The organism is Spirosoma areae, assembly GCF_054781775.1.
This window is the reverse complement of the sequence record NZ_BAAGTT010000037.1, coordinates 64,947-79,577: the sequence shown is the minus strand read 5'-3', so window position 1 is coordinate 79,577 and position 14,631 is coordinate 64,947. Positions and strand designations below refer to the sequence as shown.

The 14,631-nt window shown below is 47.4% G+C and carries 9 protein-coding genes; 5 read left to right on the top strand and 4 right to left on the bottom strand.

Annotated elements, in window-relative coordinates; all coding sequences use genetic code 11:
- The first annotated feature begins 129 nt into the window (after positions 1 to 129).
- The 3 genes from ACYVI1_RS22790 (at position 130) to ACYVI1_RS22780 (ending at position 4,839) form a co-directional block, all read left to right on the top strand.
- The gene (locus ACYVI1_RS22790; protein WP_460913143.1) at positions 130 to 1,320 is read left to right on the top strand and encodes an acetate/propionate family kinase; all 1,191 of its coding nucleotides are present in this window, start codon (positions 130 to 132) and stop codon (positions 1,318 to 1,320) included.
- Positions 1,321 to 1,421: 101 nt separating this feature from the next.
- Positions 1,422 to 3,827, top strand: a complete 2,406-nt coding sequence (locus ACYVI1_RS22785) for a phosphoketolase family protein (protein ID WP_460913142.1) — start codon at positions 1,422 to 1,424, stop codon at positions 3,825 to 3,827.
- A gap of 4 nt (positions 3,828 to 3,831) precedes the next feature.
- Entirely contained in the window at positions 3,832 to 4,839 is a 1,008-nt protein-coding gene (locus tag ACYVI1_RS22780) for a class I fructose-bisphosphate aldolase (RefSeq protein WP_460913140.1), read from the top strand.
- 109 nt (positions 4,840 to 4,948) lie between these two features.
- Here the strand turns inward: ACYVI1_RS22780 and ACYVI1_RS22775 are convergent, their stop codons facing one another.
- Complete coding sequence (locus tag ACYVI1_RS22775; RefSeq protein ID WP_460913139.1) at positions 4,949 to 5,581, bottom strand: HAD family hydrolase; 633 nt, start codon at positions 5,579 to 5,581, stop codon at positions 4,949 to 4,951.
- 105 nt (positions 5,582 to 5,686) lie between these two features.
- Positions 5,687 to 6,802 (bottom strand): alpha/beta hydrolase, encoded by a 1,116-nt coding sequence (locus ACYVI1_RS22770; protein ID WP_460913138.1) that lies wholly within the window; start codon positions 6,800 to 6,802, stop codon positions 5,687 to 5,689.
- Positions 6,803 to 7,930: 1,128 nt separating this feature from the next.
- On the opposite strand from ACYVI1_RS22770, the gene ACYVI1_RS22765 reads away from it, so the two are divergent.
- Complete coding sequence (locus ACYVI1_RS22765) at positions 7,931 to 8,881, top strand: MBL fold metallo-hydrolase (protein ID WP_460913136.1); 951 nt, start codon at positions 7,931 to 7,933, stop codon at positions 8,879 to 8,881.
- Between the two features lie 174 nt (positions 8,882 to 9,055).
- Positions 9,056 to 10,417 carry an alginate export family protein gene (locus ACYVI1_RS22760; protein ID WP_460913135.1) on the top strand — a complete coding sequence of 454 codons (1,362 nt, stop codon included), beginning with the start codon at positions 9,056 to 9,058 and terminating at the stop codon, positions 10,415 to 10,417.
- Between the two features lie 265 nt (positions 10,418 to 10,682).
- Here the strand turns inward: ACYVI1_RS22760 and ACYVI1_RS22755 are convergent, their stop codons facing one another.
- Entirely contained in the window at positions 10,683 to 11,390 is a 708-nt protein-coding gene (locus tag ACYVI1_RS22755; protein WP_460913134.1) for a hypothetical protein, read from the bottom strand.
- 457 nt (positions 11,391 to 11,847) lie between these two features.
- Positions 11,848 to 14,463 (bottom strand): histidine kinase dimerization/phosphoacceptor domain -containing protein, encoded by a 2,616-nt coding sequence (locus tag ACYVI1_RS22750; protein WP_460913133.1) that lies wholly within the window; start codon positions 14,461 to 14,463, stop codon positions 11,848 to 11,850.
- Positions 14,464 to 14,631 lie beyond the last annotated feature (168 nt).

The following is a 14,631-nucleotide window of genomic DNA, read 5'->3' as shown; positions in this document are numbered from 1 at the left end:
CGATCAGCCTACGTTCATCAGTGTGGCTAATAGTCTGGTTATTACAGGTATTTGTCATGTAGATTATCCGTCCACCAGGGCTAAACTGGAAGCGCTCGGGTTACAGTTAGTCGTAGAACCCCGTAACTCATGATCACACCAACTAAGCAGATCTTAACCGTTAACGGCGGTTCGTCGAGCATTAAGTTTGAAGTATTTAATGGAGGTGACTTTTCAAACCGGGGCCTTTACGGGTGCATTGACCGCATTGGTTTGCCAGGAACAACGCTAACATTTACCGATCCTGTTACCCATCATTCGTCCCGTATTCCGGTCAATGCCATCAACTGTTCATCAATCGTGGACTTCCTAATCGATTGGCTGGAAAAACAACCCATTTTTGACCGGATAAGGGCGGTCGGGCATCGGATCGTACAGGGTATGGAGCATCAGGGGCCGGCATACATTACGCAGGAGTTGTTAAACGAACTACGCCGAATTAGTGCTTATGATCCCGATCATCTGCCCAGCGAAATGAAGCTGATTGAAACGTTTCAAAAGCGCCATCCGCACCTGCTTCAGGTTGCCTGTTTCGATACCGCGTTTCACCGCACGATGCCCCGCGTTGCTCAACTTCTGCCTATTCCCCGACGATTCGATGCGAAAGGAATACGCCGCTACGGGTTTCACGGTTTGTCGTATGCGTATTTGCTTCAGGAACTCGGCCGGATTGCTGGAAGGAAGCACTCCCTGCAAGGTCGTATCATACTGGCGCATCTGGGTAGTGGGGCAAGTTTGTCGGCCGTTCGGGATGGTAAAAGTGTCGATACGAGTATGGGGTTTACGCCCACCAGCGGCTTGCCGATGGGCACCCGCCCCGGTGACCTTGATCCGGGGGTAGCCTGGTATCTGATGCAATCGGAGCCATTGACGCCCCAACAATTCAACCACCTGATCAATCATGAATCCGGTTTGCTCGGTATATCGGAAACGAGTTCGGACATGAGCGATTTGCTAAAACAGCAATCCGTTGATGTTCGGGCGGCAGAGGCCGTCGAACTATTTTGCTATCAAACCCGCAAATGGGTCGGAGCGTTTACAGCCGTCCTCGGTGGACTGGATACGCTGGTGTTTTCGGGGGGAATTGGTGAAAATGCCGCCGAAATCCGAACCCGCATTTGCGACGGACTGAACTTCTTAGGTATTGAACTGAACCAACAGCGCAACGCAGCCAATTCACCAGTGATTTCGACCGATGAAAGCCGAGTCGCTGTCCGTGTTATTCCAACTAACGAAGAAGTGATGATCGCCCAACTGGTGAGCCAGCTCTTAACGGATTAACGGAGTTATGCCAGTTGATGCGATAATTCATAACGACAATACCACGCAGCTCTTCTTTACGCACTGCCTAACACCAGTTTTTCAACCCAGCTAACTCAACTATGGAACCCAATATTAATCGACAATCAAACATGGAAAGCCAGGGGGATATGCCCTTATCTTCGGAGCAATGTCAGCGGATGAATGCCTATTGGCGGGCCGCCAACTATTTATCCGTTGGCCAGATTTATCTGCAAGACAACCCACTGTTGCGAAAACCCCTTGAACTGGCTCACGTCAAGCATATGCAACTGGGGCACTGGGGTACTACGCCGGGACAGAATTTCATTTATGTGCACCTGAACCGGGTCATCAGGAAGTATGACCTCAACATGATGTACATTGCCGGACCCGGTCATGGTGGCCCGGCGGTGGTCGCCAATACCTACCTGGAGGGGACGTACAGCGAAGTTTACCCGGCTGTTAGCTCCGATGAAGCCGGATTGAAGAAGTTGTTCAAACAGTTCTCGTTTCCGGGGGGTATTTCGAGCCATGCCTCCCCACAGACCCCCGGTTCGATTCACGAAGGGGGCGAGTTAGGCTATTCACTCAGTCATGCATTTGGGGCGGTCTTCGATAATCCGGGCTTGATCGCGGCTTGTGTCATCGGCGATGGCGAAGCCGAAACCGGGCCTCTGGCGACGGCCTGGCACGCCAATAAGTTTCTCAATCCAATTTCCGATGGGGCGGTATTGCCCATCCTACACCTGAATGGCTATAAAATTTCCAATCCGACCGTATTCGCGCGCATTAGCCCTGAGGAATTAGACCAGTTGCTTAGGGGCTATGGTTGGATACCCTATTATGTGGAAGGTGACGAGTCCGAACGGATGCATCAGGCCATGGCCACCACAATGGACCAGGCGATCACGCAAATCGGTGAGATTCAGCGGAATGCCCGAAGTCAACATCAGTCGACCCGGCCTCGGTGGCCGATGATTGTATTAAAATCACCCAAGGGTTGGACAGGGCCAAAGGTTATTGATGGACTACCCAACGAAGGCACCTTCCGGGCACATCAGGTTCCTTTATTGGTGTCGGCCAGTACGCCCCCTGAGCATCTGGCGCAACTGGAAAGCTGGCTGAAAAGCTACAAACCTGACGAGTTGTTCGATGAGCGAGGGCGACTGAGACCAGAACTGGCAGAGTTGGCTCCGACCGGTGACCGGCGGATGGGGGCGAACCCTCAGACCAATGGGGGGCTATTGCTGAAGGATTTGCACATGCCTGACTTCAGCGGGTACGCCGTCAATGTACCGTCGCCGGGGGCCAGCGAGGCCAGTGTTACCTATGTAGCGGGGCAATTCTTACGAGATGTTATCAAGTTAAATCAGGAGTCGCGAAATTTCAGGGTCTTTGGCCCCGATGAAACCCTTTCGAATCGTCTGGAAGCCGTTTTTGAAACCACGAATCGACAATGGAATGCCGAAACTACTCTAAATGACCAGTTTCTGGCCCTCAATGGCAGTGTCATGGAAATACTCAGCGAACATCAGTGTGAGGGCTGGCTCGAGGGATACCTGCTGACAGGTCGGCATGGATTGTTTAATAGCTATGAAGCATTCGTCCATATTGTCGATTCGATGTTTAATCAACATGCCAAGTGGCTGAAAATGACGCTCGAAATCCCGTGGCGCCGACCAATTGCGTCACTAAATTACCTGCTGACGTCCACCGTGTGGCGGCAGGATCACAATGGGTTTACGCATCAGGACCCCGGCTTTATGGATCACGTGATCAACAAGAAAGCCAGTATCGTACGCGTGTATTTACCACCCGATGCGAACTGTTTGTTGTCGGTAATGGACCATTGCCTGCGCTCCCGGCATTACGTTAATGTGATGGTGGCGGGCAAACACCCGGCCCCCCAGTGGTTGAACATGGAGGCTGCCATAAAGCATTGTACCGAAGGTATCAGCATCTGGACTTGGGCCAGTAACGACGATGGCGTCGAACCGGATGCCGTTATGGCTTGCTGTGGCGATGTACCGACGCTCGAAACATTAGCGGCCGTATCGATTCTGCGAGCGCATTTGCCCGACCTGAAATTTCGGGTCATCAACGTTGTTGATCTGTTGAAACTGGAGCACCCTACCCAACATACCCATGGCCTGAGCGACGCAGATTATGATGCTCTTTTCACCCAGGACAAGCCCGTTATTTTTGCGTTTCACGGTTACCCCTGGCTGATTCATCGGCTAACCTACAACCGCATCAACAATCCTAACCTACACGTTCATGGCTATCAGGAAGAGGGCACTATTACTACACCCTTCGATATGACGGTACTGAATAAGCTGGATCGCTTTCACCTGGTTATAGATCTACTGGACCGCCTTCCCCAACTGGGCAACAAAGGAGCGTACTTGAAACAGTTGTTGACGGATAAGCTTATCGAGCACAAGCAATACATCGACCAATATGGAGAAGACATGCCTGAGATTCGTAACTGGACATGGAAAGCCTGATCGGATGAATATACCCCTATTAATCGAAACAGCCAGGGCCCTCGTCGCGGACAACAAGGGCTTACTGGCGATGGACGAAAGCACATCGACCGCTAACCGTCGATTCGCGGAACTGGGTATTCCCCAGACCGAAGAAACCCGGCGGGCCTACCGGGAGTTGCTAGTCACAACACCCCGATTGGGTGAGAGTATTAGCGGAGCCATTTTGTACGACGAAACGATTCGGCAGCGTACACTGGCCGGCACGTCATTTGTTGAAGTTCTGGGCCGGGCAGGCATCATTCCAGGTATAAAAGTCGATCTGAGTACAAAGAATTTGGCGGGCTTTCCAGCAGAAAGAATTACCGAAGGACTTGACGGGCTCCGCGAACGACTGGCAGACTATGCACAGTTGGGCGCCCGTTTTGCCAAGTGGCGGGCGGTGTTTTCCATTGGCGAGGGCCTGCCAACGAGAGCGTGTAAGGAAGCTAACGTTCATGCGCTGGCCCGCTATGCAGCATTGTGTCAGGAGGTTGGACTGGTGCCCATTGTGGAACCCGAAGTCCTTATGGAGGGCACTCATACACTGGAGCGCTCTTTTGCCGTGACCGAGGGGGTGCTAAGAATGCTTTTTGATCAATTATATACGCAGCATGTCAAGTTTGAGTGCATGTTGCTGAAACCTAACATGGTATTGGCGGGGAAAGATCATCCCGAACAGCCCACTAAAAATCAGGTAGCCGATGCAACCGTGACCTGTTTATTGAGAACGGTGCCCGCTGCGGTGGCAGGCATCGCATTTCTGTCGGGCGGCCAATCACCCGAGCTGGCAACCAGCCGTCTCTATGCGATGAACAGTCTATTTAAGGAGCGATTACCGTGGGCGTTGACTTTTTCGTTCAGTAGAGCCATTCAGCAACCCGCGCTGAGTATATGGAACAATCAGGACGGAAACATAGACGCTGCCCAACAGGCCCTGGTTTACTGGGCAAGTCGTAATCGTGCCGCCAGGCAGGGAGTATATATAGTTTAATAACCGGTAATCGACTCCCAACTGACCGGTAAGTCCGTTAACTAAACCGGGTATTATCCTGGTGGGTCCAGGGCTTGTAAGTTGACGTATAAATCACACGTTTTACTTGTTATGGCTGATTACTTTGGGTTAATCCCAAGGAAATCAGCTTTTCACGTGTGGACTCATAACTGGTATGCTCGATGCAGTGCATCCCCAACCTTTGGGCGACCTGAACAAACATCAACCGGTCGTCGATATACACAACTTCGCTAGGGTCTATCTGCCCTATGTCCAAAGCCAATTGGAAAATATCCGTGTCAGGTTTGCGCAGGTGTACGTAACACGATGATACAAACGCATCGAAAAACGTGTCGAGGCCGAATTGGCGAATACGATACGCATTGATCTCACGTCCTTCGTTATTGATGGCCAGCAGTTTTAACCCATGTTCCTGTTTCAAATTTTTCACCAATTGAATCATCTCTGGAAATGGCTGAGACTGCTCCATAATAAAGCGGGTAAACTCTCCTTCCGAAAAAGACCGATTTTCATAAAAAACAATTCGCTTAAGATACTCTTCCAGGCTTAGTTTGCCAGATTCATAGGTGTCGAATGTTAGATGGTGTCGCTCATTGAGTTGTTCGTAGTCCAGACTAAAGAGTTGGGCTGCCCGGTACCGAGCGTTTCGATCCCAGCCGTTCGTTAAGAGGACACCACCAATATCTAAAAAGAGCGCTTTGATTGGTTGAGACGGTATCATTATGATTTTTAGTTGTGTAGTACTCGCTAAGTAAAGTTAAAACGGCAGTAAAACCATATTGGGTTCTACTGCCGTTTTTTAATTAAATGAACAAACCCTGGACATCTATTTTATAGTGACTCCGCCCGGCAACAAATACTTTCTTAACTCGGCTGCGGCCTGGATAAACAGGGAACGCGTTTCTGGAATTTCCGCTAGCCCGTTTAACAATCCAAAGTCATGAATCATACCATTATAGCGGACTGTTGTCGCTTTTACGCCAGCCTCGTTGAGCTTTCGTCCGTAGGCCTCCCCTTCATCCCGAAGAACGTCATTTTCGTCTACCACAATTAAAGCGGGGGGAAGTCCTTCCAGTTGTTTTATAGTTGCCTGGAGGGGTGAGGCATGGATTTGCTTACGATCCTTAGGGTCAGGAATGTACATATCATACATCCACTTCATGGTCGATGTAGCCAGATACCGGTCTTTTCCAAACTCTTTGTAGGACTCTGTATTAAAGTCCGCATCTAATATTGGCCACATCATAATCTGCAACTTAATGGTGGGCCCATGTTTCTCTTTTGCTTGAATAGCGGTAACAGCCGTCATATTACCACCTACACTATTGCCCACCACAGCCATATTGCCTCCGTCTACATTGATCTCCTTGCCGTGCTCAGCCACCCACTTTGTGGCGGCATAAATCTCGTTGATAGCCTGGGGGAACTTAGCATCCGGGGTGCGGGTGTAATTGACAAACACGGCCGCAACTCCCGATAGCACCACCAGGTCACGTACCATCCGCTCATGCGTCGGGAAATCGCCTAATACCCAACCTCCTCCGTGAACAAACATGAACACAGGCAACTCACCCTTCACCCCTTTAGGGCGAACGATGTTAAGTTTTATAGTGTATCCATCAGCCGTGATCGTTTTCTCGGAGACGTCAATGCCTGACAGGTCTACTTTTACGGAGGCTTGTGCATTCTCCAGTAACTTCCTGGCTTCTCTGGGTGGAAACGTCTCGGGGAGGGGGCCAGCATTTACTACTTTCAAAAACGCACGTACCTCTTTCGTTAAATGGGGGTCCGTGGTATACTCTTTCCCCTGGGCAACCACATCGACTTGAGTGATCAACGAACACAGTGACACAAGCAATGTAAACAAAAGCGGTCGACTATATTTATTTGATTTAAATGGGTGATCTTCTGACCCGGTGGTAAAGAAATGGCATTGCTTCATAGTTGTAGTCGTTTTGTAACTATTGAAAAATTTGTTTGTAGGGAAGTATTGAAAACCAACGATTCGAAGAAGAAGGAATGGTGTCCTTTGCTTCATCCTAAATCCCACACGAGGCTAGCTCTCTTATGTAGTCTAACAGGTCTAATCCTGATTGTTCAACTCCCCCTTTCAACGTAAACCAAAACGGGTGCCAAGCCATATGCCAAGAACAATCACAGCTATTTTCTTTTCTAACTATCTCATAATAAGGCTTATATATGATTGCCTCATTTATTGATTAGTGGAGTTCTCAACCAATATCCAATTCTATTTTTGACTCATTTTGGAGTTTTGTCCATTACCTTGGATACTTGGCAAAGTAGTTATCCGGAAAATTGGAGCTAGAGGAACTGACGGAAACATTTAACCAAGATAGATGTCAGATTACCTTTATCGAATAGGAGTATGAAGAATAGCTTTTTTACGAGAAACGCATTGGGTAGGGTATTGGAGTTTAGTCTAATAGTTCGTTTATCTATCATCTAAGCCAGCGTTGGTTTAATACTGATGTTGAGAAAAAATTACCTCATAATCCAGCTAAAGTGGTTGGTTAGTGACTATAAAATCTGCGCTTTTGTATCAACTGCTACCCCTCAGAAAAGCTCATACAAACAGTGAAAATACTAGCTGTTGGATAATTTTAGTTGATTCCTGCAACGATTGTAGAAGTCACAAACCCCTTGCTTACTGGCGCGGACTAGACTGACAAGATACTGGTCCAATAGGTTTCCCGCCGTTGCTCGGTACCTCTACCTCCTTGGAGAAATGTAGCGTTGCCAGTGGAGTTCCCCATTTGGGTGGAGTATAGGGTCGCTTCCCAAAATCATCTATCTAAAGATAAGGAGATCAAAAAATTCATTTCTAGCGTCCAGATGCCTTTTATGGTCTAAACAGTCATCAGCCAGCTAATTAGGCACTGTTTTTTCGAAGGCCTGAGCAGACGTATAATGTCAAATGTCCGAGTAAGGTCAATGCCTATGCTCTACGGGTTTGATACTTCGTTGACCCAAAGCGCCAATTCGTACTCTTCTTGGGCATCTAGTGATCGTAATATTCACTCATTTTTTATCACTTTTAAAAAGGCTAGCAATGAAAAATCAGGACAGCAAAATCTCACGCAGAAACTTCATGGCCACTACCGGAATGTTCACAGCCAGTTTTCTTTATGAAGACTGGGAGATAGTAAAAGCCGTTAGCCCCGTAACCGTCATTATCACTGCGGCAGCCAAAACCCCCATTACCGTGCAAAAGTTACAGGAGAACATCAGTGTACTCCTAGGATCAGGCGGCAATATCATTGTTTTCTCGGGGCCTGAAGGGAAATTGATGATTGACGCCGGCATTAGTGTATCGAAAGACAAGATCAAAAAAGCACTGGCGGGCATTAGTGACCAACCCGTAAAACACTTAATAAACACGCATTGGCATTTTGATCACGCCAGTGGAAATGAATGGATACACCAGACCGGTGCTACGATAGTTGCGCACGCAAAAACCAGGGCAAACCTGATGAAAACCATTCGGGTGGAGGATTGGAATCATACCTTCACACCAGCGCCTAAAGGTGCACTACCCACCATCCTATTTGAAAATGAGCATACCTTACACATGAACGGTGACACCATTAAGTTGCACCATTATGGTCCCGCCCACACCGATTGTGACACTTCCGTTCACTTTGAGAATGCGGACGTATTGCATGTAGCCGACACCTGGTGGAATGGACATTATCCCTTTATTGACCATAACTCGGGCGGCAACATAAAAGGAATGATACGAGCAGCCAACGGTAATTTACAGCACGTTTCAGCTAAAACAATTATTGTCCCTGGTCATGGTCCGGTGGGCAATAAAGAGCAGATGATCGAATACCGAGATATGCTCGAAGATATAACGGCCAAAATTGAGTCCTCAAAAAAGCAGGGGCGATCACTGAAAGAAGTAGTGGCTAGTAAACCCACAAAGTCGTACGATGCGAAATGGGGTACTTATGTTATTGATCCTGATTTATTTACAAAGATGATTTACCGTGGGGTTTAGATACGGTAATTAACGTAACGACGGAGTCAAACGAAACCTTTATGTCAAATCAGCCGCAAGTGTCTGAAAGTAGCCATGTACAGTTGTTACGCCTTCTCACTCCCTTTACTCGACTTAAGTCAATAAGCAATAAAGCTTTTGTCTATCTAAAGCTCATCTAAACGCTGGAGACTCATGAAATTTCCTTTTTGGTTTAGAGTTTTATGTAATTCAGGGTGGTTAATGCTTACCTACACATCCCTTCTGGCCCAATTTACCCTGAATGGTCAGCTACGTACTCGTACCGAATACCGTCATGGACAAGGCACTTTAGTCCCCAAACTGACGCAACCTGCCATTTTTACGTCTCAGCGTACTCGGCTCAACGTTGGCTATACTGGGTACCGGTACAAATTTTTTACTGCGTTACAGGACGTACGCGTGTGGGGCCAGGATGCCTCCACCATCAATCAGATCACCTCCGAGATTCATAATGGCCTTATGGTTCACGAAGCTTGGGGAGAAATTTCACTAGTGGATACGGGCTCAACCTCAACCGAACTAACCTTGAAGATTGGACGGCAGGAACTTCTTTACGACGACAGCCGGTTGCTGGGCAATCTGGACTGGCTGCAACAGGGTCGCCGTCATGATGCAGCCGTGCTTAAGTGGCGTAATAAAGACTGGGCAATCCATTTGGGTGGGGCATTTAACCAAAATAAAGAGGGTAAGATCGGGACTATTTACAACGGCGTTCCAACAGGGTACCCGGCGGGTAGCAACGGTATAAGCACCCTGTACAAATCGCTGCAATTTCTCTATATAGGTCGTGAATTTAAGAACGGCAGGGCTTCGCTTCTGGGCGTAAAGGATGATTTTAATAAATACGAAACGATCAATAACCAGAGTCGTGTTTATACAAGGGGAGTTTGGAACCGTGTTACGGCAGGTGGTTATATTTCAGCGATCGCTGCTAAGCGAATCTCTTTAACCGGTAGTGCATATTACCAGTTTGGTAGAGATCAGGATGGGGTTGATCTGTCCGCTTATTTACTAACTATGTATACATCCTACCAGTTAGCTCCTAAATTCAATCTTGGGTTAGGTATAGACTATACGTCGGGCGGCGGGTCTGAAATTAAAAATAGACGATTTGACCCCCTCTATGGTACCCCTCATAAATTCTGGGGGTATATGGACTTTTTTTATGTCTCCGATGGATTTGGCCTTCGGAATGGACTCGTCGACTTTTACCTGAAGACTCGCTACAATTTCGGAGACAAAATAACGCTAACCTTAGATGCACACCAATTCTCTATCCCGAACCAGATAATCAGCACCGACAACAATCAATATAACCGCAATCTGGGTACGGAAGTAGATCTGGTTGCGAATTACAGCTTATCGAAAGCGATTAACTGTGAGAGTGGCTATTGCACTTTCTTTGCTACACCAAGTCTGGCGTCTAAACCTGTAAAAAATGTTCAAAACGCTCAACTTACGGCCAATTGGGTATATTTAATGATATCTATTAAGCCCAATTTCTTGAATAAATAAAAAACTATTGGTAAAAGCATATACTGCCTACTTAATTCAACTCAGCCAATGATCCATGTATTAAAACAATTTGTAATTATTTGGCAGGGCCACTGAGTTTCCTACGATTTACTGTTAACAGAAGTGATCAACGTTGCTGGGAAGTATAAATCCTCACTCATGAATTAAATATGTATTCATACTGATGTGGGATTATACTTAATAAAACAAAGCCGCTGGATTAATTCCAAACGACTTTGTCTACTTACTCTGGAAGCACTGTCAATTAAAGTGCAGTTACTTTAATTCGATTGTAATAAATGGATTGGTTACCCTCAAAACCGGAGTCTGTGCCGATAATCACCCAGACTTCGCCCTTAGCATCTGTTTTCACTTTGAATGGTTTACCGGCATTGGAACGTTGAATTAACGTGTACTCCTCTTTATCCTTGCCATTCGCCATGTTGCCAATAACCAACAAGTCCTTACCCCCTTCGACCTGATTTCCTTTATCCAGATTCAATTTGTAGTAGCTGCCTTCTTTCACCTTTTCAGGCTTAATGATCGAAGCCCCCGCTTTTAGCACGACACTCGTTGCTGGGCTACCACCCGCTCCAACCCCATTGGCTGGATAAAGGGAAGCCAGTTCCACCTCGAAGAGTAAACTGTATTCTTTGTTTGGGACTAAATTGGAAAGCTTTCGATTCACGTACATGAACAGGTCATCGCTGCGATTTTCCCCGTATAGCCGCAGTGATTTCTGAGCTACATTAAGAGGTTTGGGTAATCCAGTATGCTCAAATTTGAACTTAATTAAGCTATCCTGGGCTGCTGAATAATCGGTGTAGCCCCCTACCCAGCCATTGGTACTGGTCGAAAATGAATCGTTGAGTAAAATGCCTGTTGTTAGCATTGGCGGATTGATGGACTCGTTTTTACATGACGAGTTGATGAATGCCGTTAGGGCAAACACATAAATGAGGATGCGTTTCATAAAAGAAATAAACTGAAAAGATAAAAATGAACTGTACGTCCCGGGCACGCACTATTAAGAGCTTATCGGCTTGTGAAGGGTTGGAAGGGCTAATTAAATAAATTTAAAAACATTCATTTCTGTAATTAACAGTAAGCGAACCAGCGATTTTTAATGACTGTTTGGCACTATTTTAACTTAACTTTTATGCATAAAAACTACACTCTTATCACTGAAAATTTTATCATAAATATTTCATGTTACACTGATTGTAGATTGGCAACAAATAAGGCAATACGTATGATTTGACATTTTTGTAACCGATGTGTATATTTTATTCTATATACTTGAGATCAATGAAAATGATGTTTCTGTATGATAATTATTCCATATGAGTATAGTAAGAAAACTAAATACGGCGTCACTTTTGCCAGTTATGGCACCACTCCTCTGTCTTAAAGTGAATGGATACCTGTTATTATACGAGAGGGCTGATAGTGTTCGCTTCATCTTGGAATCGTAAACGCATGTTCAGTCCTGGTTGACCGCTGATCTGCAATTGCCCCCCGAGCTGTTCACTAAAGCCATACATCAGCGTCATGCCCAAGGACCGGCTCTGAGTAGGATCGAAATCAGCCGGTAAGCCGATGCCGTCATCGGCAATCACCAGCTCATATACCCCTTCGCTCAACGCACCCAACTTCACCTGCACGCTCCCCTCCCGTCCAGCGGGAAAAGCGTACTTGAGGGCATTGGTGATGGCCTCGTTAATAATTAAGCCTAACGGGACCGCCTGCGTTACATCCAACTCAATGGAGTCAATGGCGAACTGAAAATAGACAGGCTGGGGCAAATCATACGACTCGTGGAGGTAGGCCACCATCTCCCGGATATAGGCCTCCATGGGAATGCGAGCCACGCCTTGGGCCTGGTAGAGCTTTTGGTGGATCAGGGCCATGGCCTGCACCCGGTGCTGGCTCTCTTGAATAGCCGATAAGGCGCTTTCGTCAGAGAGGTAGCTGGCTTGGGAGTTAAGCAAACTCATTACGATCTGGAGGTTGTTTTTGACGCGATGGTGAATCTCGCGTAAGAGCCTCTGCTTTTCTTCCAGGAGCCTCTCCTGCTTCAGGAGTAAGTCATTCTTTTGGATTAGAAGTGAATTCTTCTCCCCCAGCAGTTGGGAGAGGTGGTCATTCTTGGAGTGAATCTCTTTCTGTTGCGCTTGCAGTTCTTGTTTTTGCACTTCCAGCAGCAAATTACTGCGCTGTTTAAGCCGGTAGCGGTTGTAGCCCAGCCCCAATAATGAGAATAGTAACAAGGTACCACCGATGAGGGTATCGCGCTGAGTTTGCTGGTTTTTGCCTTCAGAACGAAGCAGGATAATGTCCTTCTGGCGGAGTAGGAGAGCCTGCTCTTTCTGGTTGATCTGGTATTGGATATCGAGTTCAGCCATTTGTTTATGAATAGTCTCATTGAACAGGGAGTCTTTCAGGGCCGTGTAGCCCTGGTAGAGGTGAAGGGCTGCGGGGTAGTTGGCCTGGGCAGAGTCCACTTTTAACTGCAACTGCATCAGTTGCAATTTTTCAGGAGCTGGCATTACTCCAGCATGAGTTGCTAGTCGCCTGAGATACGGGGCCACTTTGGCGTATCGAGCCGTAGCCACGTAAAACTTACTAAGTTGCAACCAGGCAATAAATGTCCCTTCAGTCTTTTCATTCCAGGCAACGGATTCCAGGTAATACTGCTCGGCCAGTTTGTACTGTCTAAGGGCTGAATAGCATTGCCCAAAGGCGGCTGCAATATTCATTTTACTTGCGTAATCTATGGGAAGTTGTTGTCGGGTAAAGTTTTTTAATAACTGTAGGGCCTCGTGTGTCTTTCCCTCTCTCGTTAGCGACTCGGCCATTCGTCTGATCATTCCTGCGTATACAGCCACTTCTCCCTTCCGATGACTCACGGCTAAAGACAGTTGATAGTAGGCTACTCCCTTGCCATACTGCCCTAGTTCATAGTAGCTGTTTCCCAGCCAAAAATAGGGCCAGTCCAGGTCTTCACGCAGGCCACTGCGCTCCAGGTCCCTGACCACGGCCAATTTGTAGAATACCTCTTTAGTCACATTAGGAGTTGTTTCTATAATATGGGCTAACACACTATTAGCGTTTAAAAGGTTGAAAAGAAATAGGTGTTGCAGATAATTGTTTTCCTCCACCAGCGCGTGGAAAGCCCGGTTGAGTGCCGGATAACCAATGGACTTTTGAATGGCCAAGGCCTTCAGCCCTTCCTGCTCGGCTTGTCTCTGGTTGCCTTCAATCGAACGTTTAGTTCCAACCATTAACAACAGAAAGGCCTCCCGGGGCTTGTCGTCAAGCTGACGGGCCAATACGAAGGCTCGGCTTTGTATATCTACGCTATCATAGCATTTCCATAGTGTATATTGAGTCGTTGCCCACCGCAACCAGGCCCGCAGCTCACCCGCCCGGTCACCTGCCTGTTGGCGCGCATCGATCACCCGCATGAACCAGACCTTGCTCCGCTCACAATCGCCTTTGAACACATAGGCAACGCCGGTTAGCAGTTGGCTTTCCTGCTGCCAGGACTGACTGCCAATTCGATTGCTTACTTGTTCGGCCTGGTTAAAATACCACAGGGCACTATCCAGATTGGCCTCCCGGGAATACGTTGGTCGGAGCTTGTTCTTGCCCAGTTCCAGTAGCAGCCGGATGCGGGTTAGTGCATTCCCGCTTCGCATCAATTGTTGCACCTTGCTATATTGCTCCTGTTTGATATAGATCCTGGCTTGTTGGATGATTGCATCCTGGTGTCCGTTGCTATAGTGGAGTTGGTGACTCAGGGCCTGCGCCTGATTAGCCAGCACTAGGGCGGTGTCCAGGTTATTGCCGTAGTTGAGGGTCCGCCCCTGATAATGACTGCTCAACCCTAGCAACGCTCCTACTCGGTTAGTATCGGCATAGTTGTTTCGTAAGAGCAATCGCAGGCTATCTGCCTGTGCTATTGTAAGCGGTTGAGCGGTTGAGGATGCAGGCAGCAAGAGACCAGCCAGCATTCCTGACAAGACCAAGAGAGCGTAGCGCATGGCAGGCCAGATTCGGTTTACAGTTTATTAATCAAAACTGATAGCAGGCAATGATTGACTCCATTATCAAGTAGCTTTTGCCCGCGTTTGTAAAGATAAGCAACTCATGCACAATAGATTCCGAGCCAACTAGCAATGGCAATTGCCCAAAACCACAATCCCTCTATC

Coding starts and splice junctions, on each gene's coding strand:
- ACYVI1_RS22790 (WP_460913143.1), top strand. CDS start 130: ATGATCACACCAACTAAGCAGATCTTAACCGTTAACGGCGGTTCGTCG.
- ACYVI1_RS22785 (WP_460913142.1), top strand. CDS start 1,422: ATGGAACCCAATATTAATCGACAATCAAACATGGAAAGCCAGGGGGAT.
- ACYVI1_RS22780 (WP_460913140.1), top strand. CDS start 3,832: ATGAATATACCCCTATTAATCGAAACAGCCAGGGCCCTCGTCGCGGAC.
- ACYVI1_RS22775 (WP_460913139.1), bottom strand. CDS start 5,581: ATGATACCGTCTCAACCAATCAAAGCGCTCTTTTTAGATATTGGTGGT.
- ACYVI1_RS22770 (WP_460913138.1), bottom strand. CDS start 6,802: ATGAAGCAATGCCATTTCTTTACCACCGGGTCAGAAGATCACCCATTT.
- ACYVI1_RS22765 (WP_460913136.1), top strand. CDS start 7,931: ATGAAAAATCAGGACAGCAAAATCTCACGCAGAAACTTCATGGCCACT.
- ACYVI1_RS22760 (WP_460913135.1), top strand. CDS start 9,056: ATGAAATTTCCTTTTTGGTTTAGAGTTTTATGTAATTCAGGGTGGTTA.
- ACYVI1_RS22755 (WP_460913134.1), bottom strand. CDS start 11,390: ATGAAACGCATCCTCATTTATGTGTTTGCCCTAACGGCATTCATCAAC.
- ACYVI1_RS22750 (WP_460913133.1), bottom strand. CDS start 14,463: ATGCGCTACGCTCTCTTGGTCTTGTCAGGAATGCTGGCTGGTCTCTTG.